Raw genomic sequence first — 25371 nt, 5'->3', positions numbered from 1 at the left:
CTTGATTTAAATTATTAAAGCGCGCAGCTAACAGACCACTGATCAAAAATGGCTTGATATGGCTTGATGAATTGTTCTTCGGCAAACTTTCCCTGTTCGGCAGCCAGTCGGCTACGCTCTTCTCGATCATAAACAATTCGAGTCAATGAGTAGTCCTGATGCTTCAAACTAGGCTGATAGAACTTTCCAGCTACGGAGTTCGCATTGTAAATCTCAGGACGGTAGATTTTCTGGAACGTATCCATTGTACTGATGGTGCCAATCAACTCAAGATCGGTGTAATCACCGAGCAAATCCTCTGAGAAGTAGAAAGCCAGTGGCGCAGCACTGTTCGGCGGCATGAAATAACGAACCTTCAAGCCCATTTTCCTGAAATACTCATCTGTCAAAGAGTACGCATCTTGCTGGTACTCAAAGCCCAGGACAGGGTGCTGGTTCTCGGTTCGCAGGTATGTCCGGGTACTTGATACGCTCAGGCAGATGACAGGTGGCTTGTCGAAATGATCTTTGTAAGCGCTTGAGTTGACGAAGCACTTAAACAGTTTGCCGTGCAAATCGCCAAAGTCATCTGGGGTGCTGAACTCCGACTGGTTCTTGTTGTGCTCCAGCAGTCTCACACTGAAGTCATAGTCTCGCACGTAGGATGAGAAATTATTACCTACAATGCCATTGATGCGTTCATTGGTTTTTCGATCAACAATGGTTGTCTTCAAAATCTCAATTAACGGAATAGGTTGGCCGCAACCTTCAGGATCAATTTTCATTTCAGCGGAGATAATGTCCAACTCGACCGCGTAACGATCACTGGTCGGATTATCCCAGTGCGCCAAAGCATTAAATCGATTGTCAATCATCTTTAAAGTGTTACGCAAATTCTCCTGACGACTCTCTCCTCTTGCTAAATTAGCAAAGTTGGTCGTAATGCGCGTATTGTCTGAGGGAAAGTAGTTTTCATCAAAACAAATTTTCTTGATAGCAAATGTGAATTCATTGTTCATCGTGACCTGCACCTATATTTTTGACAAGCCTGAACTGGCGCATTGCCTCTTTCAGCTTTGATCAACATTCTCTTCCTTCGCTCGACGGCCTGTAGATCAGCCACAGTGAAGTGCTGCACGCATTTTAAGCAGGCAGGCTACATGAACAAAAACGAATTGATTTCAAAAGAATATTAGTCACGCTCATGATGGCGTGTAGGCGCAGCGGTGAGGTCATCGTGGAGGCCCCTGTCGATCACCCCGTATACATCTGCATCGAGCAACCGTTGACGTCCTTCTTTTTGATACGTGTGAAAAACGTCGCTATGTACCAGAATATCCTGTGCTCGCACGTAAAAATACTCATGCTAGGCGATAGTGACCCGGCCATATCTGCGCGCTACCTGGTAGCGATTCTGCTTGACCGCTTCGATAACTAAAGGCGCTATCAGTTGTCTGGTCGATCTTGAATGCTCAATTCTCGGCTCATGCGCCTGCTGCTCTTTCGATTTCATTCGGATGCTTTTCCAGACTGCCTGGAATCGGCAGCAAACCAGTGTGGCCAGGAACTACGATGTCTACTGCCCAGCTCAACGCACGGAATCAAGCGATCTGCGAGAACTGGAAACTGACCTACTGACTTGGCGGTACGGTACTTCACACTGTGTACGCACTCCCGATCCCCGAACTCGCAACGGTTGAGTTGAGTGCCGCCGCAGGGGCCATTGGCCAATCCTTTCGGACATGTTTCGGGACAGACATACAGCGTATCCTCAAGACGACACTGCCCGCAGGTGTTGCAGCCCATCACGGGACGTTTCAGATTTCGCTCCAATTGGTGCAACCATCGTTACCCCGTAGCGGAAGACCATACAGAGCGCTGTACGCTCCAGCCGAAAGCCTTGCTGAGCCCCGTGGTTCGACTGAAAAGGTGAGAATGGAAGGCCGACAATACGTGGTAGCGAAACGTTTCTTTCAGAGTCGCCTTCACGCTGGATTCGCCCCGATACCAATTGCCTCCAATGGGGTTAAAAGTGACTGCAACGTTGGCCATCCAAGTGCCAACTAGCTTCCCAAGCTGGCTGCCACTGTTTCAGGGAATCGATTTGGCTGACCCAAATGGAAATCCGCTGTTCCAACGCTACAAGCTCATCTGGCGTGTGGACACCGGACAGGTGGATTCCGGCATATCCCATCAACCGCAAGCCGACGATCTGGAGAGCCAAGCGATCAATGCAGCGCAAGTGTGCATGATCCTCTGAGATAGCTGCCTCAGCAGCCAGCGCTTTAAGCATAGAGGGGCTGATCACGATGCCAGGTACGCTGAAGCATGTTGGCGCGTTGCGGGGTTAACCCCATCACGCAAGCCAGAAGTGGCTTAGGCCTGTCCTGTTCAGCCATCCAAGCAAGCGCTTCCAAGTGCTTCTGGGTGTCGAAGCCGAGTTGTACAGTGAGAAAATCGGCACCCGCAGCAAGCTTCTTTTGTGCCTTGAGGTACTGGGCGCCGCCTTCCTCCTCGCAATATTTAAATGGATTGAGCGCAGCGCCCAACAGCCAGTCCGGGCGAGCCGCACGAACGATTTGCAGCGCGGGCACCGATTCGAGATAACGCACCGGGCGCTGGCCAGGCTCACGTCCTGACAATCGGTCGCCACTGATGAGCAGCAGCTGATTTACACCCAGGTTTTCCAGCCTGTCCAGTTGTGCCAACAGGCCGGAACGCTCGCGGTCTTTTCCAGAAAAATGAATGAGCACCGGAATTGGGCGTTTGAAAGCAGCACATGCGTCCACAGGGCCCACATCCAGGTTACCGCCAACACGGTCTGCCACGGCGGCGACGAGCGGCCACTCGTGAAGCCGTGCATGCTCCATGAGAGCCTCAAAAGCAGCAAAACGCTCCGATGATGGTTTGGGCACAAACTCAACGACGCAAGTGAATACGCCATCGTGCAGTGCTTCTTTCAACACACTCATGTTTTATCCGTATCGGAGAGATCTCATCATTCAGCCGCACATCCTCATCGGCTCCAGTGACGACATAAAGTGAGGAATTTTCCTTTTGCATATGAGTGCCGTTTCTGGCCGGTTACCTACCAACCGAGCCATCATCACGGTCATCCCCGTAATACTTCACGCCGATACGGATGATGTCTCGCCCTTGATCCTTGCGATGGTGATTGGTGTCTCGCAGTGAGTAGATACAGCCGCAGTATTCTTGTTGATAGAAACGCTCACGCTTGCTGATCTCGATCATCCGTGCCGAACCGCCCGCCTTGCGCCAGTTGTAATCCCAATAGCTGACTCCAGGATATTTCTGCGCGCTGCGGATACCGCTATCAGTGATCTGCTTCATATCCTTCCAACGAGAAATCCCTAGCGAGCTGCTGATCACGCTGAATCCATGCTCAAAGGCATACAGGGCCGTACGTTCAAAACGCATGTCAAAGCACATGGCGCAACGTACGCCGCGTTCAGGTTCATGCTCCATCCCTTTAGCACGAGCGAACCAGTTGTCGGTGTCATAGTCGGCATCCACAAACGGCACGTTGTGGTCTTCGGCAAAACGGATGTTCTCGTCCTTGCGCAGCAGGTACTCGCGTGCAGGGTGAATGTTCGGGTTGTAGAAGAAAATTGTGTAGTCGATCCCCGATGCCGTGATCGCTTCCATCACCTCTCCAGAGCAGGGAGCACAGCAAGAGTGGAGGAGCAGCTTATCGGCTCCATTCGGCAAGGTGAGTTGAGGTCGATCTACCGTTGTCATCGCGAGTTCTCAGCGGGATTTCCAGGTTCACAGTCGCCTCCCATACACGGAAATACGAGGAGGATTAACCCCTGAGAAGCAGGCGACTGCAATTCGTTTATCTCTAGACCCATTGTCGTCAATTAATCTATGGTGAGACAAACTAATTTTAGTCTATGACAACTCAAATTTTATTCATGATCATGATCGATATTCGTCATCTTAAAACCGTACAAACCATGCGTGACACCAACAGTCTGGTGGAGACGGCTGAGCGTTTGAACCTGACGCAGTCAGCCATTTCCCATCAGCTCAAAGAGCTGGAGGAGCGGATGGGTATGACATTGTTCGCGCGCAAGACCAAACCGATGCGCTTTACCAGTGCGGGTCTTAGATTGCTCAGGCTGGCGGATGAAGTGCTTCCATTGATGAGGGAAGCTGAGCGCGATTTCAGCCGGTTAGCGGGAGGCTCTGCTGGGCGTTTGCACCTGGCAATTGAGTGTCATAGCTGCTTCCAGTGGCTGATGCCAGCCATTGACGCCTTCAGGACCTCATGGCCTGAGGTGGAGATGGATCTGGCATCAGGTTTTTCATTCGCGCCGCTTCCAGCTTTAGCCCGAGGGGATCTGGATCTGGTCGTGACCTCCGATCCGATAAACCTGAGTGGCGTTACCTATGTGCCGCTGTTCATGTATGAAGCATTGCTGGCCGTGGATAACCATCATTCACTGGTTGGGAAAAGTATTATTCTGCCAATGGACTTGAAGCCCTTCACGTTGATCACCTATCCCGTCGACCGAGACCGGCTCGACATCTTCACTCGTTTCCTTGACCCCGCCGATGTCGAACCGCTCAACATACGAACCTCAGAAATGACCGTGATGATGATGCAACTCGTCGCATCTGGTAGAGGGATTTGCTGCCTACCAAACTGGGCCGTGCACGAATACACGTCTCGTGGATATGTCACAGCTCGACGCCTGGGCGACAAAGGCCTATTTCCCACTCTATTCGCTGCGGTGCGTACGGACATGCTGACCACACCCTACATGAGGGATTTTCTGCTGACGGCGAAAGACACATCATTCTCGACTCTAGAGGGCATCAGTCCCATTCGGGAATAGTCCTCCTGAATCGTAACCGTGGTGGTAGAGCCAGTTTGCTTTCCTAAGTTTCTACTTTGGGTCGATTGTTGCCGTTACTCAATGGTACCTTCTGGCCGACTCTTGCCCGTCGCGACCGGCAAAGAACGGCCAATTTCTGCCCATCGCAATCGTCAGCTTTGGGTTGCTCACTGCCGGTCACCTTCTCTACGAGTATCGGTCAAGTCGGATGCAAAAGATGGTCAGCATCAATGCCATTGATTAGCCGGCAGGAATGCAAACCACGAATCAAAACCTGTCGAAATTCAGGACGTCTTTTTCAATACCTAAACCACCCAACTAAAGTCCGTTTCTGACTGACACAGTGATCACGAGGAACGAACTACTGCACTGATCGGTAGGCGGGACGGACGCAACTGCCGTGCTCATGGGGATCCAAAGAGTTCGTATAAAATCCGGGCTTAATAAGGATAACCTTAGGGATAAATATTTTATAAGTCGACATAATTTACTTTTAAAACAGATGCTTAATCTTCTATTCGAGTCCAGGTCGTGGAGCCAGATAGTAAAAAAGCCTGCAGCGATGCAGGCTTTTTTTGCCCGGAATTTGTCCCGGACACTCGATTCAGGCGTGCCCTCGAAACAGGCGATATTCGGCTGGCATGCACACCGCACAAGGACGAAATCCCGCGGCGATAGCCGTCGCTTCATCGAGAAAAAACACGCGATTTTTCACGTAGCCGCCACGCGCAATGGCTCCCAGCGCCGCACGACAGTCGAGCTTTCCATAGCGCTTGCCGCCTCGGTGGCCGCCCAGCGTTCCCGGCTCGGGGCTTGGGAAGGGGCTTGCGTCTGCGCCCATCAGCATCCACATGTTTTTGTCAGCCATCGCTTGTCCTCCTGCCGCACCAGCCTGCGGTACGTCCGCCATGTATCGCCGATCAGATCGGCTGGCGCACCCGGTTTCTTGCTTTTTTTATCGATCAAAAAGGCTCAAAGTCGGGCACGCTATCCATTTCTGCTTTTCGACAGGATTCGAACATGTCAAAACTTCCCGAAACGTCCAACGATCCCTACCAATGGCTTGAAGACGTCGACGGCACGCGTTCACTGGACTGGGTACGCGCCCAGAACCTCAGGACCGAAGACCGGCTCGCCCGCTCCGACAGCTTCAAGCAGATCAAGGCCGATGTGCTGGAGATACTGGACTCGGACAGCAACATCCCCTACGTCGATAAGGTCGGCGCCTATTACTACAACTTCTGGATGGACGCCGCCCACCCGCGGGGCCTGTGGCGTCGCACCACGCTGGCGGAGTACCGCAAGCCTCAACCTGACTGGGAAACGTTGCTGGACCTTGACGCACTGAACGCCGCCGAGGGCGAAAACTGGGTGTGGCACGGTGCTGATTTCTTGCGCCCGGACTACCAGCGCTGCCTGCTGGCGCTGTCCCGTGGCGGCGCCGATGCGAATGTCACCCGCGAGTTTGATCTGGCCAGCAAGACCTGGGTCGAAGACGGCTTCCAGTTGCCCGAGTCCAAGGGCGGCCTGGGCTGGATCGACCGTGACAACGTCTATGTCTATACCGATTTTGGTGAAGGGTCGATGACGCGTTCCGGTTACCCGCGCATCGTCAAGCAGTGGCAGCGCGGTACGCCGTTGAGTGCCGCCAGTCTTGTCTATGAAGGCGCGCTGGATGATATGTACATCGCGGCGATGCACGACGACACGCCCGGCTACGAGCGTGACTTCGTCAGCCGCACGCTGGCGTTCTACAACAACGAGCTGTACCTGCGGGGCAGCGACAACCAGTTAAGCAAAATCGACGCGCCGAACTCAGCGGAAAAGTCGGTGTACAAAGACTGGCTGCTGCTGGAACTGCGGGAGGACTGGACGCTTGATGAAGTGTTTGTGGCCGGCTCGTTGCTGGCGATCCGGTTTGATCGCTTCATGGCAGGCCAGCGGGATTTCGAGGTGCTGTTCACCCCTACGGACAGCACCTCGCTGGCAGGGTTTTTCTGGACGTTGAATCACCTGGTGCTGAACGTACTGGATCACGTCAAGAACCGCCTCAGCGTCCTCACTCCCGGCGCGAACGGCTGGCAGCACAGCCCGTTCACCGGGGCGCCGAGCATGGGGACGGTGGATGCCAGCGCAGTGGACAGCGACGACAGTGATGCCGTCTGGCTGGTGACCACTGACTACCTGACGCCGACCACCTTGTCGCTGGCCGAGATCGGTGATCCGCCCGAGGTACTGAAAACCCTGCCGGCCTTTTTCGATTCCAGCCAGCACGTGATCGAGCAGCACTTTGCGGTCTCCAGGGACGGCACTCGTGTGCCGTATTTCCTGGTGCTCGGCAAAGACCTGCCGCGCAACGGCACGGCGCCGACCTTGCTCTATGGTTACGGCGGCTTTGAATACTCCCTGACCCCGTATTACTCCGGTAAGGCAGGCCGCGCCTGGCTTTCGAAGGGCGGGGTGTACGTGGTTGCCAACATTCGCGGTGGCGGTGAATACGGCCCGCGCTGGCACCAGGCCGCACTCAAGCAGAACCGTCCGCGTGCCTACGAAGATTTTGCCGCAGTGGCCCGTGACCTGATCGACCGCGGGATTACTTCGCCCCGACACCTGGGCGCGGAGGGTGGCAGCAACGGTGGTCTGTTGGTCGGCAATATGCTTACTCAATACCCGGAACTGTTCGGTGCAATCGTCTCCCAGGTGCCCTTGCTCGACATGCAGCGCTATCACCTCCTGTTGGCCGGGGCGTCGTGGATGGGGGAATACGGCAACCCGGACGTACCTGAAGAGTGGGCGTACATCCAGACGTTTTCTCCATACCACCTGTTCGATCCGGCGAAGGCCTACCCACCGGTGTTTTTCCTGACCTCGACCCGCGATGACCGGGTGCATCCAGCCCACGCCCGCAAACTGGCGGCGAAGATGATCGAGGCCGGCAAGGACGTGACGTACTACGAAAATATCGAAGGTGGGCACGGCGGGGCGGCAGACAATGCGCAGGCTGCGCATATGAGTGCGCTGGTCTACAGCTTTTTGTGGGAGAAGTTGAGTTCTAATCGGGACTGAGTGTTGCCAGCCTTAATTGCTGGTACGCCTGCACCAATTGGTCGAGCGTAAACCCAAGGTTCCTGCCGCTGGGGTTGGGCAGAACCCACACCGCCGCACACCCCAAGGTGTGCGGTTGAAGTCCCCAGGCAATCTGCTTCTGCCCGCTCAACGCGCTATAGGCGGCCTTTCCCAGAAACGCCACATACCGTGGCGCATAACGTGCGATCTTGCGTTCAAAACCCGCCGCCGCCGCCCTGAATTCATCCGCCGACAACTGGTCCGCCCGGGCCGTAGGCCGCTCCACCACCGTGGTCAGCCCGCATTGGTATTGCAGGATCGTGCGGTCGTTCTCCGGCTGCACTTCATGGGGCGTAAACCCGGCCAGGTGCAGCGTGCGCCAGAACCGATTGCTCCTGCCCATGAAGTGATGCCCGGTGGTGGCGGCCTTCAGCCCCGGGTTTATCCCGCAAAAAATCACGGCCAGGTGCTCGGCCAGAATGTCTTCCAGTCCTTCACTCATCCGCAGATGACCTGCACGGCATTGCGCGCCAGGGTGATCAATTCGGCGTGGGGTTTGCCCGCCCGTGCACGAATCGAAAGGCTGTGCACCAAAGACGCGGCGAGGACGGCGACGGCTGCCGGGTCTGCACCACCTTTCAACTCACCGGCCTCGATGGCCGTGCGCAAGCGGGTTTCGAGATGGGCGTCGAGTGCGTCGAGGCGCTGCAAAAGCACGGCGCGAATCTCCGCATCCTCCACCGCTTCAGTGGTTGCGGTGCCGATGATAAAGCAGCCCCGTGGCTCGCCATCCCCCGAAAAGTAGATCGACAACTGGCCTTCATATAAGCGCATCAACGCCTCTGCGAGGGTCAGGCTCGGGTCGTCCAGCGCCTCGTCGATGGCGGCAGAAGCGAGACCCCAATACTGCTCAAGTGCCTTGAGGTAGATCGCGTGTTTGTCGCCGAACGCGGCGTACAGGCTTGGCCTGTTCATCCCGGCGGCGGTGGCGATGCTGTCCAGTGAGGCGCCGGAATAGCCGGTGCTCCAGAACACCCCGAGGGCTTTTTGCATTGCCGTTTCGGGGTCGTAGGCCCGTGGGCGGCCACGGCCTTTTGCCTCTGTGATCTTTTTTTGTGCCATGGCGTACAAAAATCCTTGAGTAGAGGTGGGTGGGTCGATATTCTTACATCATCGCACAAAATTAAGGCCTCAGAAATCCCGGGCTCAGCAAAGGTGATTCGATCATGAGCAATGCGTTGGAAAACACGACCCGCACCCCCTGGCGTTCACTGTTGATGGTGGGCTTTCCGGTACTCATTGCAGCGGCCGGGTATGTGTATTACCTCAAGGATGCGCCGTACGTATCCACCGATAACGCGTATGCCCGAGTGGCGAAGGCGTCGATCAATGCGCGGGTATCCGGGCAGGTCGTGGAGATCGCCGTGGAAGACAACCAGTCGGTACACAAGGGGCAGGTACTGCTGCGTATCAACCCCGAGCCGTTCCAGGTCGCGGTCGAGCGTGCCCAGGCGCAATTGAGCGTGGCGCGCCTGCGGATTGAAGGCCTCAAGGCCAGCTACCGGCAACAGCAGGCAGAGTTGCAGGCGGCCAAGGAATCGGCGGGTTTCGACCAGAAGGAATTCGCCCGCAAAAAGGCCCTGGTGGCCACCGAGTTCGTGTCCCAGGCCGTGTTCGAACGGGCCGATACCGACCTGAAAGTCGCCCGGCAACGCGTGGCGTCCGTCGAGCAGCAGATCGCCAATACGGTGGTGGCGCTGAACGGCAATCCCGACATCGAAATCGACCGACACCCGGCGATTCGGGAGGCCCAGGCGCAGCTCGACGAGGCACAACTCTACCTCTCGTACGCGACGGTCTATGCCCCCGACGACGGCGTGGTGGCCAAGGTGGATGACGTGCAGGTCGGCGATTACCTGAACAGCGGCGCGCCGGCCTTCGCCTTGCTGTCGCCCCGTCGCACCTGGGTCGAGGCCAACTTTCGCGAAACCCAGATGACCCATATGCGAGCCGGTCAGCAGGCAACCATCAAGCTCGACACCTACCCGGATCATCCCTTCAAGGCGCACATCACCAGCCTGAGCCCGGGCGCCGGTGCCGACTTCGCGCTGCTGCCGCCGGAAAACGCCACCGGCAACTGGGTCAAGGTGGTGCAGCGGGTGCCGGTGCGCCTGGAACTGGACGAGGCCAACGCGGACTTGCCGCTGTTCTCCGGCACCAGCGCCACGGTGACGGTTGATATCAGGACCGGCCCATGAACGGCGCACGTACTCTCCGGTTTGCGGCGTTGCTGGTGACCTGGTTGCAGGCGGTCAACGTGTCGCTGCCGAACTCGGCCCTGCGGTTTGTGCAGGGCAGTTTGTCGATGACGGATGACGAGGCGGGGTGGATCTTCACGTCGTACCTGGCGGCCAGCGCGATTACGTTGCCGGTGGCTCAGTGGCTTGCTGCGCGCCTCGGCGTGAAGGCGGTTTACCAGGCGGCGATGCTGATCTTCGCCCTCGGCCTGCTGCTCGCGACACAGGCCACCACCTCACTGCAATTCGTCGGCGCGCGGATCATCCAGGGGGCTGCCAGCGGCGTATTGGCGCCGCTGTCGATGGCCATCGCCCTGGAGACATTGGCCCCGTTGCAACGGCCAAAATTCGGCCCGTTATGGACGGCGATCGGGTTGCTGGGGATTGTCAGCGGCCCGGCGATTGGTGGCTGGATCAGCGAGCATTTCGGCTGGCGCTGGATGTTCTACGCCAGCTTGCCGCTGTTGGCGTACACCTTCTTGATCGTGGCGATGTTGCAGCAGGAGAAGAAAGCCAACAGCGCTGCTGCGTTTGATTTCGCAGGCTTCGCCAGCTTCACCCTCGGCGTGATCGGCCTGCAAATGGTCCTCGACCGTGGCCAGCGCCTGGAGTGGTTCGACTCGCCCGAGATCTGGCTGGAAGCCGCCACCAGTGCCCTGGGGTTCTACCTGTTCGCAATGCACCGGTTCACCTCGAGCACACACTTCATCAGCAAGGGGTTATTGCGCGACCGCAACTTCGTGCTGTCGACCATCCTGTTCTTCGCCGTCGGTTTCGTGCTGCTGCCGACCATGGCGATGACCTCGCCGATGCTGGATGAACTGCTGGGCTTCCCGCCCGACACCACAGGCTTCCTCACCATCCCCCGTGGCGTGGGGCTGCTGGGTGCGTTCTGGCTGATGAACAAGGTGCCTGCGCATCTCGACGGCCGCCCATTTGTGGTCGCCGGGATCGCCGTGGTGATCTACGCCAACCACTCGATGCTCGGCTATTCACCCTTGATGGACGGCTGGCCGGTGGCAGTGGCTGGCGCAATCCAGGGCGCGGGCCTGGGCCTGCTGATGCCGGCGCTTTCCCGGGTGGCGTTCAGCACCCTCGACCCGACGTTGCGCCCCGAAGGCAGCGGGCTGTTCAACCTGTCCCGCGTCTACGGCAGCACCCTGGGTGTGGCGGTGGTGCAGTGGTTCTTCTTCAACAACACCCAGGCGATGCACGTGGCGCTGGCCGGCCACCTGACTGTGCATTCGGTCCCCGCATCGACGCCCCTGGCGGGATTCGCCGCGCTGAACGAAGCCATCACCGGCCAGGCCGCCTTCATCGCGGTGGTCGGCCAATTCAAGATTCTGCTGTGGGCAATGCTGGTGGTGAGCCCGCTGGTGCTGCTGCTGCGTAAACCTGTCACGACCCACTAGTTTTCCGGAGTGTGCGTAATGAAATCCCATGGGCTTGTTATCACGGCCGTCATGACCCTGTCCGCGTGTTCGGTTGGCCCGGACTATAAGGCGCCGTCCGTTACCGCTTCGCAGCACTATGACGTGCAGGCTGAGCAGCACGTTTCCTTCAGTCAGAAGGTCAGCGTCGACTGGTGGTCGACCTTTCATTCCGAAACGCTCGACAGCGTGATGCGCCGGGCGATTGCCGGCAACCTTGAGCTGACGGCAGCGGACGCGACGTTGCGTCAGGCCGCCGCTTCGGTGGCTGCGGCCGAGGGTGCACTTTTCCCGCAGGTGGATTTCGCCGCGCAAGCGGGCCGCCAGCGCGTGCACAACGCCGCTCGGCCAGTGGTGACGAACTTCTATGGCGTCGGGCCGCAGGTCAGTTTCGACCTCGACGTATTCGGCGGCAATCAGCGCCGGGTCGAGCAACAGCAGGCATTGGCCGATTTCCAGCAGCATCGCTTCGAGGCGGCGTACCTGACGCTGACGGGCGACGTCGCCAGCCAGGCGTTGCTGATGGCCTCGGCCAGCGCGCAGATGGAAGCGGTGCAGACCTTGCTCGCCACCGACGCGAAAAACCTCGAACTGGTGCGCGCGGCGCAACACAGCGGCACGACGACGCAGCTCGATGTCTCCCTGGCCGAAACGCGACTGGCGCAGGACCGCACCCTGTTGCCACCACTCGCCCAGCAGCGCGATGCGGCGCGGCATGCGCTGTCGATCCTGGCGGGCAAGGGCCCGGCGGATTGGCGCGCACCGGATTTCGAACTGGCTGGATTTGCCTCGGCCACCACGCTGCCGGTCAGCTTGCCGTCCGAACTGGCCCATGACCGCCCGGACGTGCTGCAAGCCGAAGCCGAATTGCATGCGGCCAGCGCGGCGGTCGGCGTGGCCACCGCCAATCTCTATCCCCGTGTGGAGTTGTCCGCGTCACTGGCCCAGGCCGCGTCGGGCAATGGTGGTGCGGCGCTGTGGGGTTTTGCCGCCGGGTTGGCGGGGCCGATCTTCGATGGCGGAACTCTCAAGGCAGAGCGCCAGGCCGCCGTGGAGGGCTACAACGCCGCGCTCGCCAACTATCAGCAGACCGTCATCAAGTCCTTCGGCCAGGTCGCAGACACCTTGCAGGCGATCAACCACGACGCCGAGGAGTACCAGGCACAGACCGCCGCGCTACAGGCCGCCGCCAACAGTTTGCGCCTGAACCAGCAGGCCTATGGGGCAGGGGAGAGCGGGCTGTTGCAAGTGCTGGAGGCACAACGCGCCTATGAGCAGGCCCTGCTCGGGCAGATCCGGGCGAGCACCGCCCAACATCTCGACACCGTGCGGTTGTTCGTGGCGCTCGGTGGTCGCTCGGTCAACGATTTCAAACGCTAGTGGAGCAAACACATGAGCTATTACGATGCACTCCGCGATACCCGTTTTCCTTTGCAGCATGGCTCGGGCGCGATGCCGGCGGTGGGGTTCGGGACGCTGTTCAGGGATTTGACGGCCACCACCCAGGCGGTCACGCAAGCGTTGGAGGCGGGCTTTCGCCATTTCGATTGTGCGGAGCGTTATGGCAACGAAGCGCAGGTCGGCGCGGCGATTCACGATGCGGTGGCGGCCGGTAAAGTCCGGCGCGAGGACCTGTTCATCACCACCAAGCTGTGGAACAACAACCATCGGCCCGAGCGTGTGGTGCCGGCGTTCGAAGCCAGTTGCCGCCGGCTTCAGGTGGAGGTGATCGACTGCTACATGATCCATACGCCGTTTGCGTTTTTGCCGGGTGACGAGCTGCACCCACGGGATGCGTTTGGGCATGTGTTGTATGACTCGGGGGTGACGTTGATCGAGACGTGGCGGGTGCTTGAGCGTCTGGTGGATGAGGGGCGTTGCAAGTCCATCGGGGTGTCGGATATCAGCCTGGAAACGCTGCGGGAGTTGGTGGCGGTGGCGCGGATAAAGCCTGCGGTGGTGCAGGTTGAGTCACACCCTTATCTGCCGGAGTGGGAGCTGTTGGAGTTTTGCAGGCAGCATGGGATTGTGGTGTTGGCGTTTGCGCCGTTGGGGCATGGGATGAGGCCGCGGGTGCTGGATGAACCGGTGATTACCGGGATTGCACGGCGGGTGCAGAAGACGCCGGCTCAGGTTGCGTTGGCGTGGTCGGTGCAGCGTGGGGTGGCGTTTTTGACCTCGTCGGTGACGCCGGCGCGGATACGGGAGGATGCGGATATTTCTACGTTGCCGCAGGTGGCGATGCGTGAGATTGAGCAGGACATTACGACCCGGGTTCGTTTTAATCCGGTGATGGATACTGGGGTGTTGGGGTTTATTTCGCGGGAGAAGTGTTGAGTTTGGCCGGAGGAGGGGGGTACATATCCGTTATTTAGGTTATGGCTACTTATGGTTTCGCTCTTACAGCGAGTCACTTTGCAAAAGCGGCAGGGGGCAGTTAGATCAAGATCAAAAGTAAGAGCACGGCTGCCTGAGAGCCGACCTGAGTGTTAAAAGCAAAGGCAAAAGCTGCTTTTCTGTAGGAGCTGGCTTGCCGGCGATGCAGACAACTCGGTGAATCAGACACACCGAGGTGATGCCATCGCCGGCAAGCCAGCTCCTACAGTGGACCGTGCCCGCTTTAGCTTTTGATTTGGCTTTTAAACACTCAAGCCGGCCGGTAGGCCGCTGTGCTGTTGATCTGCTTTTGATCTTGATCTTGGGCGCCCCGTTAAACCACGCTGGCCGGAGTGAGGGCAAACCGAGCCTAGGCGAGGTGCCGAGTGGTGGGGCAAGAGCGTTTTGCTTACTTTTGCGCTTTTCAAAAGTGAGCCGCTGTAAGAGCGGAACCAATACAAGCCATCACCCAAATAACGGATATGCCCCCTAACCCAACAACGCCCGAGCAAACTCATCAGACGCAATAAAGTCCATGGCCTTACGCAACTCGCAAGCCGCCTCAGCCCCAAACACCTCATCAAACCGCACCGCCATCTGCCTGGACACCACCCGCGCCTCTTCGTATTTACGCTGCCCCGCGTCGGTCAACAGCACCCGCCGGCTGCGACGGTCCAACTCATCCACCCGCAACACCACAAGCCCATCCCGCACCAGCGGCTTGAGCGTATGCCCCAGGGCCGACAAATCCATCACCAACGACTGCGCCAGGTCGCGCATCTTCGGAGCGTCCCCATTGGCGATGTGGTTCATCAGCGAATACTGGGTGGCCTTCAAACCAAACGGCGCAAACGCCTCGTCATAGATCTGCGCCATACGACGGGACGCGCGCCGCACGGCTCCGTTGGAACAGGTGCTCGGGCTATTCAGGACAGGCGGTGCGCATTTCACAGGCTGATCACTCGCTACAGATCAAGGGTTAACCGAACGTTAATCCGGCAAGATGAATATTGACACATGCTGCAACAAATTAGTTGCGTATGCCACTAAACGCTATATCGTGGCATATGCCTCTATTTTGACCGGATGTCAGTGCAGTTGGCCCGGAACACAGACGGGCGGGGCAGGAGGGAAGCGCTGTTCGGTACCTCCTTCAGTCATCAACTTCCTGTCTGGATCACATCTATGCTCAACCTCGTGCGCATCGCATTGCGGCGCCCCTATACCTTCCTGGTATTGGCTATTTTCATTCTGATTGTGGGCCCGCTCGCGGCCTGGCGTACACCGACCGACATCTTCCCCGAAATTCGCATCCCCGTGATTGCCGTGATCTGGCAGTACACCGGCTTGCCGCCCGACCAGATGGCCGGCCGCATCACCTCGCCGTTCGAGCGGGTGCTGACCACCACGGTCAACGACATCCGCCATATCGAGGCGCAATCGCTGAACGGCTACGGAATCGTCAAGGTGTTCTTCCAGCCGGGAGTCAACATCAGTACGGCCAACGCGCAGATGACTTCGGTGTCCCAGGCCATCCTGCGTCAACTGCCGCCGGGCACCACGCCGCCGCTGATCCTCAACTACAGCGCCTCGACAGTGCCGATCGTGCAGTTGGCCTTGTCCGGCAAAGGCCTCAGCGAACAGAAACTCGGTGACCTGGGCCTCAACACCGTGCGCCTGATGCTGACCACGGTGCCCGGTGCCGCACTGCCATACCCGTTCGGCGGCAAGACCCGCCAGGTGCAGATCGACCTCGACTCCGCACGCATGCAGGCCCGTGGTCTCTCGGCGCAGGACGTGGCCACTGCCCTGGCCACGCAGAACCTGATCACCCCGGTGGGCACGCAAAAGATCGGCAGCTACGAGTTCAACCTGCAACTGAACAACTCGCCGACGGACTTCCACGACCTGGAAAACCTGCCGATCAAGACCGCCGACGGCACCACGGTGTTGATTCGTGACGTGGCCACGGTGCGTGACGGCAACCCGCCGCAGACCAACATCGTGCACGTCAACGGCAACCGCTCCGTGCTGCTGCCGGTGCTCAAGACCGGTTCAGCGTCGACCCTCGGGGTGATCGCCGGGATCAAGGACAAACTGGCCGACAACAAAGGCGCCTTGCCGCCCAACCTGAATATCGACCTGATCGGCGACCAGTCGCTGTTCGTGCGCTCGGCCATCAGCGGCGTCGCCCGGGAAGGGATCATTGCCGCCGCGTTGACCAGCCTGATGATCCTGTTGTTCCTCGGTAGTTGGCGCTCCACGGTGATCATCGCCACGTCGATCCCGCTGGCCATCCTGTCGTCGATTGCCACGCTGTCGGCGCTCGGCGAAACCCTCAACATCATGACCCTCGGCGGCCTGGCATTGGCGGTGGGGATCCTGGTGGATGACGCTACGGTGACCATCGAAAACATCAACTGGCACCTGGAACAGGGCAAGCCGGTGGAGACGGCGATCCTCGACGGCGCGGCGCAGATCGTCACGCCGGCGTTCGTGTCGCTGCTGTGTATCTGCATCGTGTTTGTGCCGATGTTTTTCCTGGAAGGCGTGGCGCGCTTCCTGTTTGTGCCGATGGCCGAAGCGGTGATCTTCGCGATGATCGCCTCGTTCATCCTCTCGCGAACCCTGGTGCCGACCCTCGCCAATTACCTGCTCAAGCCTCACGAACATCATGCGGACGGTACGCCGGTGGTGGCGCCGTCGAGCAATCCGCTGGTGAAATTCCAGCGCGGGTTCGAGCGCCAGTTCGAGGCGTTTCGCGGGGTTTACCACGGGGCACTGGAGAGTGCCTTGCACCACCGCCGTATCGCGGTGATCGCGATGCTGGCGTTCGTCGCCGTGTCGTTTGCGCTGGTGCCATTCCTGGGTCGCAACTTCTTCCCCGACGTCGACTCCGGGCAGATCCTGTTGCATGTGCGTGCACCGATCGGCACGCGGGTCGAGAGCAATGCGCGGCTGGTCTCGCAGATCGAGAACACCATTCATAACGTGATCGAGCCCCGGGAGCTGGCGGCCATCGTCGACAATATCGGCCTGGCCATCAGCGGGATCAACGTGGCCTACAACAACACCGGCACCGTGGGTTCACAGGACAGCGACATCCAGATCAGCCTGAAAGAGGGCCATCGTCCCACCGCCGAATACATGCGCGAACTGCGGGAGCGGCTGCCCCGTGAATTCCCGAATGCGGTGTTCTCGTTCCCGGCTTCGGACATCGTCGGGCAGATCCTCAACTTCGGTTCTTCGGCGCCGGTGGATGTGCAAGTCAGCGGGAATAACCTGCCCGCCAACTTCACCTACGCCAGCACGTTGCTGCGGGAAATCCGGCGGGTGCCGGGTGTGGTGGATGCACGTATCCAGCAGTCGCGGCAACTGCCCACGTTCAAGATCGATGTGGACCGTACCCAGGCCCAACTGGTGGGCCTGAACGAGCGCGATGTGACCAACAGCCTGGTGGTCAACCTGGCGGGTTCCAGCCAGGTGGCGCCGACGTTCTGGCTCAACCCGGCCAACGGCGTGTCTTATCCGATTGTGATGCAAACCCCGCAGTACGGCCTCGACACCCTGGCCGCCCTGCATAACCTGCCGTTGAGCGGCAGCCCCGGTTCGGCGCAAGACCAGACCCTCGGCGGCCTGGCGTCCATCGAACGCAGTCACGCGAACTCGGTGGTGACCCAGTCGGACATCCAGCCGGTGGTCGAGGTGTTGACCGCAATCCAGGGCCGCGACCTCGGTGCCGTCGCCGCCGACATCCAGAAGATCATCGCCGCCCACGCCAGCGAAGTGCCCACCGGCTCCAAGGTGCTGTTGCAGGGCCAGGTGCAAACCATGAACGCGGCCTTCAGTGGCTTGCTGTTTGGCCTGCTTGGCGCGGTGGTGCTGATCTACCTGCTGATCGTGGTCAACTTCCAGTCCTGGGCTGACCCGTTCGTGATCATCACCGCCTTGCCGGCGGCGCTCGCGGGCATCGTGTGGATGCTGTTCATCACCCACACGCCGCTGTCGGTACCGGCGCTGACCGGGGCGATCATGTGCATGGGCGTGGCCACCGCCAACGCCATCCTCGTGGTGAGCTTCTGCCGCGAACGCCTGGCCGTGCACGGGGATGCGGTGCAGGCGGCGCTTGAAGCCGGCTTTACCCGTCTGCGCCCGGTATTGATGACCGCGATTTCGATGATCATCGGCATGGCGCCGATGGCGCTGAGCCTGGGGGAGGGCGGCGAACAGAACGCCCCGCTGGGCCGCGCGGTCATCGGCGGGCTGGCCTTCGCCACCATTGCCACGTTGTTCCTGGTTCCGCTGATTTTCAGTCTTGTGCACGGGCGGCGTCAGCACGCCACGCTTGCGACCACCGCCACTCAAGGGGTTTGACATGTCTGCTTCCGTTTCCAATCCGGGTTCGCCCCGCCGTAAATCCCGTGGTCTGCTCTGGCTGTTGCTGGGGCTGGTGGTCCTGGTTGCCGTGGTGGTATTCGGCATCGGCGTGCGCGCCAGCGAATCCCATGACCTGAAAACCTGGACCGATGCCCAGGCGTTGCCCAGCGTGATCCTGATCACCCCGAGCGTTCAGCCCCAAGGGCCGATCCTGAACCTGCCGGGGCGTCTTGAGGCGTATTCGCGGGCGTCGATCTTTGCCCGGGTCAATGGCTACCTCAAGACCTGGAACGTCGACATCGGCGACCACGTGAAGGCCGGGCAACTGCTGGCCGAAATCGACACGCCGGAGCTCGATCAGCAACTGCTGCAAGCCAAGGCCGTGCTGGCTTCGGCCCAGGCCGACGAGTCGCTGGCACAGACCACCGCCAAGCGCTGGCAGGCAATGCTTTCGTCGGACTCGGTGTCGCGCCAGGACGTGGATGAGCGCACCGGCGACCTGACTGCCAAGCAGGCCAAAGTGGTCGCGGCCAGGGCCAACGTCGACCAGTTGGTTGCCACCAAGGGCTTCCAGCGTTTGACTGCGCCGTTCGCCGGCGTGGTCACTGCACGCTCCACCGATGTGGGGGCGTTGATCAGTGCCGGTGGTGCCAGTGGCAAAGAGCTGTTCGCGGTCTCTGACGTCAGCCGCCTGCGGGTGTATGTGCAGGTGCCGCAGTCGTCGGCGCCGCAGATCCAGGTGGGCACCGTGGCGCGTCTGAGCGTGCCGGAGTATCGCGGTGAAACCTTCAACGCCAAGGTGATCGCCACTGCCGATGCGGTGAACGCCGCGTCCGGCAGCACCCTGGTGCAACTGTTGGTGGACAACCCCGGCAGCCGCCTGCTGCCGGGCGGCTACACCAGCGTGCAGTTCACCTTGCCGGTGCAGACCGACGTGCTGCGCCTGCCTGCCAGCGCCCTGGTGTTCGATGACAAGGGCATGCGCGTGGCCACCCTCGACGCGAATAATCATGTGCACTTCAAGACCGTGACCATCGCCCGGGACTTCGGTGACAGCGTGGAAATCGGCAGCGGCCTGGTCGCCACCGACCGCGTGATCGACACCCCGCCCGACGGCCTGGCCGACGACGATTCGGTGCAGCTGGCCGCCAATCCTGTGGAGGCCAAACCCCATGGCTAAGCGCACTTGCCTGGTATTGGTCGCGACCCTGGGCCTGGGCGCCTGCCATCTTGCGCCGCCGCTGGACGTGCCGGAGGTACCCATTGCCGCGCAGTTCCATACCCAGGGACCGTGGACCGTCGGCACGCCGAACGACCAAGCAAGTCGCGACGGTTGGTGGCACATCTACAAGGACTCGCAACTGGATGCGATGGAGCAGCAGTTGCTGCAAAGCAACCCGGACTTGAGCGCGGCACTGGCTCACTATTCCCAGGCCCAGGCGTTTTTGGCCCAGGCGCAATCCGGGCTGTTTCCAAAGCTGATCGGTTCCAGCAATGCCCAGCGCATTCGCCAGTCGGACACCCGGCCACTGCGCTCGGCCAGCCCGCCGAATGTTTACGATTCCGGGACAGTGGGGGTAGAGCTGGACTATGAAGTCGACCTCTGGGGCCGTGTGCGCGACACCGTTGCCGCCGGCACCAGCGACGCCCAGGCCGCCAAGGCCGACCTGGCCTCAGTGCGTCTGAGCTTGCAGGCGCAATTGGCCGACAGCTACATCCGCCTGCGTGGCATCGACCGGCAAGACCAGTTGCTGCAGGAAACCAGCGATGCCTATGCCAAGGCTTTGAGCCTGACCGAAGGCTTGCACGGCGGCGGTATCGTCTCCGGGCTGGACGTGGCGCGGGCGCGTACCCAACTGTCGACGGTCAAGTCGCAGCTGAGCCAGAATTTGGTGCAGCGTGCAGTGCTTGAACACTCGATAGCGGCGATGCTGGGTGAGTCCGCATCGACCTACGCGATTGCCCCAAGCGTCGCGGATATCGCCTTGCCCGGCGTGCCCACCGGTGTACCGTCTACGCTGTTGCAGCGTCGGCCGGACATCGCCGCTGCCGAGCGCCGGATTGCCTCGGCCAATGCACGCATAGGGGTGGCGAAAGCCGCCTGGTTCCCGGCCCTTACCCTGAGTGCCCAAGGTGGTTTCCAGAGTGATGAGTTCGCGCACTTGTTGAGCGCGCCCAACATTTTCTGGGCGATTGGCCCGTCGCTGGTGGGGACGATTTTTGACGGCGGCGCGCGCCAGGCCGGAGTGGACAGTGCCAAGGCGGCAACAGATGAGGCCGCAGCCAAGTATCGTGGTGTAGTGTTGACCGCGTTCGAGCAGGTGGAGAACAACCTCTCCATCATCTCCGGGCTCGACACCGCCCTGGTTGACCAGCGCGATGCGGCGGCAGCCGCGCAGTACGCCGAGGACTTGTCCCTGGCACGCTATCGCCAGGGTGGCGCGGCGTACCTGGACGTGGTGACGGCGCAGGTAGCGTCGTTGCAGGCACAGCGCACGGTGCTGGATCTGCAGACTCAACAGTTAAGCGCCAACGTAGGGCTGATCAAGGCACTGGGTGGCGGTTGGAATATGGCCCAACTGGCCCAAAAGAACCTGTAGGAGCGAGCTTGCTCGCGAAGGTCGTCAACGATAACGCGAGCATCCTGAAAGAACACGGCGCCCTCGAGTTTTTCGCGAGCAAGCTCGCGCCTGCCGTTAGTTGTTGTGAACATTGAATCCAAGGAGTAGTGGCATGACTGATTACGTACCGCCAAAAGTCTGGACCTGGAAGACCCAAAACGGCGGCACCTTCGCCAGCATCAACCGGCCCATTGCCGGCGCGACCCACGACAAGGAATTGCCGGTAGGCCGTCATCCGTTGCAGCTGTATTCGTTGGCAACGCCCAATGGCCAGAAGGTCACGATCCTGCTGGAAGAGCTGCTGGCCCTGGGTCACAAGGGTGCCGAATACGATGCGTGGTTGATCAAGATCGGTGACGGCGACCAGTTCGGCAGCGGCTTCGTCGGCGTGAACCCGAACTCGAAGATTCCCGCGCTGCTGGACCGCAGCGGGCCCAAGCCGATTCGGGTGTTCGAGTCGGGTGCGATCCTGCAGTACCTGGCCGAGAAGTTCGGCGCGTTCCTGCCCACCGAACCGACGGCCCGTGCCGAATGCCTGTCGTGGTTGTTCTGGCAGATGGGCAGCGCGCCGTACCTGGGCGGTGGTTTCGGGCATTTCTATGCCTACGCGCCGACCAAGATCGAGTACGCCATCGACCGCTTCGCCATGGAAACCAAGCGCCAACTGGACGTACTGGACAAGCAATTGGCCGAGCACGAATACATCGCCGGGGATGAGTACACCATCGCCGACATGGCGATCTGGCCGTGGTACGGCGGCCTGGTGAAAGGCCGCTTGTATGAGGCGGGGGAGTTTCTCTCGGTGCAGGATTACAAGCACGTCGTGCTCTGGGCCAATGCCATCGAAGCGCGGCCGGCGGTGCAGCGTGGGCGCCGGGTCAACCGTGTGTCGGGCGAGCCGTCAGAGCAACTGCGCGAGCGGCATGAGGCGTCGGACCTCGACCTGCACCGTTGATAGAGCTGGCAACCCACACCTTGTGGCGAGGGGGCTTGTCCCCCGTTGGGCTGCGCAGCAGCCCTGAAAATTCACCGCGTTTTTTCAGGAAAATTCGGTGAGCTTATTGGGGCTGCTGCGCAGCCCAACGGGGGACAAGCCCCCTCGCCACAGGTTTCTGCGGTGCTCTCACGCCTTTCCCATTTGGCAATCACCAGCGGTGCCAGGGCATTGCCCAGCACGTTCAACGCGGTGGTCGGCATTTCCATCAGGCGATACACCCCGGCGATGAAGGCGATGCCCTCCAACGGCAAGCCCGCACTCGCCAGGGTCGCCGACAGAATCACGAACATGAACCCCGGCACCCCGGCCGCGCCCTTGGATGTCAGCACCATGGTCACCACCAGCAGGGCCTGGTCGCCCAGGCTCAGGTCGATGCCATACAGCTGCGCCACAAACAGCGTGCCGATCCCCAAGAACAGCGACGCACCGTCCAGGTTGAACGAATACCCCACCGGCACCACAAAGCTCACCAGTGAAGGCGGCACGCCGTAGGTTTCGAGCTTCTTCATCAGTTGCGGCATCACCGCCGCCGAACTGGCGGTGGAGAACGCCAGGATCAGTTCATCCTTGATATGTCGCATCAACGCAAACAGGTTGATCCCCCACAGCCGCGCCACCAGGTTGAGCACCACCAGCACGAAGAATGCAATCGACACGTAGCTGACCAGGATCAGCTTGGCCAACGGCAACAGCGAGCTGAACCCGAAGTTGGCCACGGTCACTGCAATCATCCCGAACACGCCGATGGGCGAGTAGGCCATGATCATCGACGTGACCTTGAACATCGCCTCCGACACCCCGCGCAGCAGGGCAATCACCGGGTCCTTGCGCTCGGCCGGCAAGCGCGAAACCCCGAGGCCAAACATCACCGCGAAGAACAGCACCGACAGCAGGCTGCCCTGGGCCATGGCGTTGATCACGTTGTCCGGAATGATCCCGACAATGATCTGCCCCAGGCTGTGGCCGCCGCCGGCGCTGCTGGTGGGCAAGGTCACGGCACTCGCTTGCAGGCTGGCCAGTTCGGTGCCGGCGCCCGGCTTGAGCAGGTTGCCCATCACCAGCCCGACGATGATCGCCAGGGTGGTGATGCAGAAGAAATAGCCCAGGGACTTGGCCCCGATGCGTCCCAGGGATTTACCGTCACCGTGCCCGGCAATGCCCACCACCATGCAGGCAAACACGATGGGCACGACGATCATCTTCATCAGCTTGATAAAGATATCGCCCGCCGGTTGCAGCAGGTTGTCCACCAGCCACGGCCGGGATTCGGGAAAACGGTGCAGCAGGGCGCCGATGGCGATGCCGGCGAGCAAGCCGATCAGGATTTGCCAGACCAGCGCAATGCGGGGCTTGTGCATGGGAATGCCTCATTTATATCAATGATTATGAGTGTTGTTCTAGGCAGTCAATGAGCGGCCATCCCTGGCCGCCGGGTGGGGCGGGAATCCGTCAGCGCAATCGATGGCACGCTTCATTCAGGCGACGGCAACCTTCTTCAATCACGTCAAGCGAGCTGGCGAAAGACAGGCGGATATACGGCGACATGCCGTACGCCGCGCCGCTTACGGTGGCCAGGCCGTGTTCCCGCAGCAGGTGCTCGGCCAGTTGGGTGTCACTGTCGATCCGCTCGCCCTGGGCGGTGGTCTTGCCCATCAGCCCGGCGACGTTGGCGAACACGTAGAACGCGCCATCCGGTGGCGTGAAGCTCACGCCGGGAATGTCTTCGAGCAGGCCCAGCATGCGTTCGCGGCGTTGCTGGTACACCTCGCGCATCCCGGCGATGGGCGCCTGATCGCCAGCGAAGGCGGCAACTGCGGCAGCCTGGCTGAGAGAGCTGGGACAGGTGGTGGTTTGCGAGAGCAGCTTGGCAATGGCCGCGATCAGCCAGGCCGGACCGGCACCGAAACCCAGGCGCCAGCCGGTCATGGCGTAGCCCTTGGAGGCGCCGTTGACGATCAGCGTGCGCGGCTTCAGGTCCGGTGCGAGTCGGGTCAGGGAAACGTGGCGGGCATCGTCGTAGACGAAGTGCTCGTAGATCTCGTCCGCCATGATCAGCACATGGGGATGGCGCCGCAGCACCGCGGCCAGGGCCAGCAGTTCGGCCTCGTTGTACACCGCGCCGCTGGGGTTGTTCGGGCTGTTGAGGATCACCCATTTGCTGCGCGGGGTGATCGCTTGTTCCAGGGCCTGAGGCGACAGCTTGAACCCCAGTGACTCGTCGCCGGGAATGATCACCGGCGTCGCGTCATTCAGCCGTGCGATGTCCGGGTACGACACCCAATACGGCGTGTGCACGATGACTTCGTCGCCGCGATTCAGGGTCGCCGCCAGGGCGTGATAAATGATGTGCTTGCCACCGCACCCGGCGATCACTTCGTCCAGCCCATAGTCCAGCTGGTTATCGCGCTTGAGCTTGAGGCAGATCGCCTGGCGCAGGGCGAGGGTGCCGCTGGTGGCGGTGTAGTGGGTGTCGCCACCGTGCATCGCGGCGCTGGCTGCTTCGAGGATATGCGCGGGTGTATCGAAGTCCGGCTCGCCCACGGTGAAGTTGACGATGTCCCGGCCCTGGGCGCGCAGTTCGCTGACCAGTGCATTGGCGGCGATGCTCGGGGAGGGCGCGATGCCCAGCACCCGGTCGGACAGAAAGGCAGTGCTCATGATGACTCCCCTCAGCCTGCCAGGCCGGCCTGTTGCAACACCTTGTCGATCCAGCTCTGGCGCACCGCACCGCTGGCAATTTCGGCTTTGACTTGCTCTTCATGGGCCGCGTGTTGCGCGGCCTTGCGCAGCACTTCGGCGGCGTCGGCCTGGGAGAAGGCGACCAGGCCGTCTTCGTCACCCACCAGTACATCCCCCGGGTTGATCAGCATGCCGCCGATGGACACCGGCACATTCACCTCGCCCGGGCCGGTCTTGTAGGGGCCGCAATGCACCACGCTGCGGGCGTAGCAAGGGGTGTCCTCGAAGCTCGCGACATCGCGAATCGCCCCGTCAATCACAAACCCCACGCAGCCGCGTTGCTGGGCGTAGAGCTTGACCAGTTCGCCGATCACCGCGTTGTTGGTGTCGCCCTGGGCGTCCACCACCAGCACGTGGCCCGGCTCCAGCATGCTCAAGGCCTTGTAGATCAGCAGGTTGTCGCCGGGGCGGGTTTTCACCGTGAGCGCGGTGCCCACCAGCTTGCCGGTGCGGTTGTAGCGGTTCAGCCCACGGGCGCCGATGTGCCGGCCGAGGTTGTCGCTGATGTGCGGGGTGACCACGTGAGTGAAGGCTTCGAGCACTTCGGCAGAAGCCAGCGGCGGGTTGGGGAGGATGCGGGAACCGGGCAAGGACATGGCTGTAACTCCGATTGATCTTATGGGTCTG

19 protein-coding genes and 1 pseudogene are annotated in these 25371 nt (G+C 60.4%); 10 read left to right on the top strand and 10 right to left on the bottom strand.

Annotated features, from left to right (window positions below; translation table 11 throughout):
• Window positions 1-14: 14 nt before the first annotated feature.
• The 3 genes and pseudogenes from ACIOMR_RS06695 to ACIOMR_RS06685 form a co-directional block, all read right to left on the bottom strand.
• Window positions 15-998: a DUF1852 domain-containing protein gene (locus tag ACIOMR_RS06695; RefSeq protein ID WP_401193013.1), complete on the bottom strand. Its 984-nt coding sequence runs from the start codon at window positions 996-998 to the stop codon at window positions 15-17.
• Between the two features lie 490 nt (window positions 999-1488).
• Window positions 1489-2951: pseudogene (locus ACIOMR_RS06690) on the bottom strand (methylenetetrahydrofolate reductase C-terminal domain-containing protein).
• A gap of 112 nt (window positions 2952-3063) precedes the next feature.
• Window positions 3064-3738 carry an epoxyqueuosine reductase QueH gene (locus tag ACIOMR_RS06685; RefSeq protein ID WP_087692942.1) on the bottom strand — a complete coding sequence of 225 codons (675 nt, stop codon included), beginning with the start codon at window positions 3736-3738 and terminating at the stop codon, window positions 3064-3066.
• A 182-nt stretch (window positions 3739-3920) separates the two neighbouring features.
• Here ACIOMR_RS06685 and ACIOMR_RS06680 point away from each other — a divergent pair, with 182 nt between their 5' ends.
• On the top strand, window positions 3921-4841 hold the full coding sequence (locus ACIOMR_RS06680) for a LysR family transcriptional regulator (RefSeq protein ID WP_087692965.1): 921 nt from the start codon (window positions 3921-3923) through the stop codon (window positions 4839-4841).
• Window positions 4842-5445: 604 nt separating this feature from the next.
• Here the strand turns inward: ACIOMR_RS06680 and ACIOMR_RS06675 are convergent.
• On the bottom strand, window positions 5446-5709 hold the full coding sequence (locus ACIOMR_RS06675) for an Ada metal-binding domain-containing protein (protein WP_401193010.1): 264 nt from the start codon (window positions 5707-5709) through the stop codon (window positions 5446-5448).
• 152 nt (window positions 5710-5861) lie between these two features.
• On the opposite strand from ACIOMR_RS06675, the gene ACIOMR_RS06670 reads away from it, so the two are divergent.
• Complete coding sequence (locus ACIOMR_RS06670) at window positions 5862-7907, top strand: prolyl oligopeptidase family protein (protein WP_401193007.1); 2046 nt, start codon at window positions 5862-5864, stop codon at window positions 7905-7907.
• Here the strand turns inward: ACIOMR_RS06670 and mug are convergent.
• Window positions 7894-8409 carry a G/U mismatch-specific DNA glycosylase gene (gene mug, locus ACIOMR_RS06665; RefSeq protein WP_003216518.1) on the bottom strand — a complete coding sequence of 172 codons (516 nt, stop codon included), beginning with the start codon at window positions 8407-8409 and terminating at the stop codon, window positions 7894-7896. The two genes, ACIOMR_RS06670 and mug, sit on opposite strands and share 14 nt — an antisense overlap.
• The gene (locus ACIOMR_RS06660) at window positions 8406-9029 is read right to left on the bottom strand and encodes a TetR/AcrR family transcriptional regulator (RefSeq protein ID WP_003216516.1); all 624 of its coding nucleotides are present in this window, start codon (window positions 9027-9029) and stop codon (window positions 8406-8408) included. The genes mug and ACIOMR_RS06660 overlap by 4 nt, the downstream gene beginning before the upstream one ends.
• Before the next feature lie 104 nt (window positions 9030-9133).
• Here ACIOMR_RS06660 and ACIOMR_RS06655 point away from each other — a divergent pair, with 104 nt between their 5' ends.
• The 4 genes from ACIOMR_RS06655 to ACIOMR_RS06640 are packed head-to-tail and all read left to right on the top strand — an operon-like array spanning window position 9134 to window position 13971.
• A complete protein-coding gene (locus tag ACIOMR_RS06655) occupies window positions 9134-10165 on the top strand; it encodes an HlyD family secretion protein (RefSeq protein WP_087692937.1) in 1032 nt (343 codons plus the stop codon).
• On the top strand, window positions 10162-11616 hold the full coding sequence (locus ACIOMR_RS06650) for an MFS transporter (protein ID WP_401193003.1): 1455 nt from the start codon (window positions 10162-10164) through the stop codon (window positions 11614-11616). Before ACIOMR_RS06655 ends, ACIOMR_RS06650 begins: the two co-directional genes overlap by 4 nt.
• Before the next feature lie 18 nt (window positions 11617-11634).
• Complete coding sequence (locus ACIOMR_RS06645; RefSeq protein ID WP_401193000.1) at window positions 11635-13014, top strand: efflux transporter outer membrane subunit; 1380 nt, start codon at window positions 11635-11637, stop codon at window positions 13012-13014.
• 12 nt (window positions 13015-13026) lie between these two features.
• Window positions 13027-13971 carry an aldo/keto reductase gene (locus ACIOMR_RS06640; RefSeq protein WP_177122573.1) on the top strand — a complete coding sequence of 315 codons (945 nt, stop codon included), beginning with the start codon at window positions 13027-13029 and terminating at the stop codon, window positions 13969-13971.
• Window positions 13972-14499: 528 nt separating this feature from the next.
• On the opposite strand, the gene ACIOMR_RS06635 is transcribed toward ACIOMR_RS06640, so the two are convergent.
• Window positions 14500-14886, bottom strand: coding sequence for a MarR family winged helix-turn-helix transcriptional regulator (locus ACIOMR_RS06635; protein WP_003207888.1), 387 nt, complete (start codon window positions 14884-14886; stop codon window positions 14500-14502).
• Window positions 14887-15195: 309 nt separating this feature from the next.
• Here ACIOMR_RS06635 and ACIOMR_RS06630 point away from each other — a divergent pair, with 309 nt between their 5' ends.
• The 4 genes from ACIOMR_RS06630 to yghU all read left to right on the top strand — a co-directional run bounded on the left by ACIOMR_RS06630 (window position 15196) and on the right by yghU (window position 21963).
• The gene (locus tag ACIOMR_RS06630; RefSeq protein ID WP_008433261.1) at window positions 15196-18384 is read left to right on the top strand and encodes an efflux RND transporter permease subunit; all 3189 of its coding nucleotides are present in this window, start codon (window positions 15196-15198) and stop codon (window positions 18382-18384) included.
• Window position 18385: 1 nt separating this feature from the next.
• Window positions 18386-19567: an efflux RND transporter periplasmic adaptor subunit gene (locus ACIOMR_RS06625; protein ID WP_401192995.1), complete on the top strand. Its 1182-nt coding sequence runs from the start codon at window positions 18386-18388 to the stop codon at window positions 19565-19567.
• Entirely contained in the window at window positions 19560-20987 is a 1428-nt protein-coding gene (locus tag ACIOMR_RS06620; protein ID WP_087692933.1) for an efflux transporter outer membrane subunit, read from the top strand. Before ACIOMR_RS06625 ends, ACIOMR_RS06620 begins: the two co-directional genes overlap by 8 nt.
• A 133-nt stretch (window positions 20988-21120) precedes the next feature.
• Window positions 21121-21963, top strand: a complete 843-nt coding sequence (gene yghU / locus ACIOMR_RS06615; protein ID WP_401192992.1) for a glutathione-dependent disulfide-bond oxidoreductase — start codon at window positions 21121-21123, stop codon at window positions 21961-21963.
• Window positions 21964-22034: 71 nt separating this feature from the next.
• Here yghU and ACIOMR_RS06610 read toward each other — a convergent pair whose 3' ends face one another.
• From ACIOMR_RS06610 to ACIOMR_RS06600, 3 genes are all read right to left on the bottom strand, one after another.
• Window positions 22035-23363, bottom strand: a complete 1329-nt coding sequence (locus ACIOMR_RS06610) for a cation:dicarboxylate symporter family transporter (protein WP_401192989.1) — start codon at window positions 23361-23363, stop codon at window positions 22035-22037.
• Between the two features lie 91 nt (window positions 23364-23454).
• Window positions 23455-24663 (bottom strand): pyridoxal phosphate-dependent aminotransferase, encoded by a 1209-nt coding sequence (locus tag ACIOMR_RS06605; RefSeq protein WP_401192986.1) that lies wholly within the window; start codon window positions 24661-24663, stop codon window positions 23455-23457.
• An 11-nt stretch (window positions 24664-24674) separates the two neighbouring features.
• Complete coding sequence (locus tag ACIOMR_RS06600) at window positions 24675-25340, bottom strand: RraA family protein (protein WP_134326042.1); 666 nt, start codon at window positions 25338-25340, stop codon at window positions 24675-24677.
• Between the last annotated feature and the right edge of the window lie 31 nt (window positions 25341-25371).

It is taken from the genome of Pseudomonas sp. NPDC087814, assembly GCF_044742865.1.
Lineage (GTDB): Bacteria > Pseudomonadota > Gammaproteobacteria > Pseudomonadales > Pseudomonadaceae > Aquipseudomonas.
This window is presented reverse-complemented; position numbering and strand designations above follow the sequence as displayed.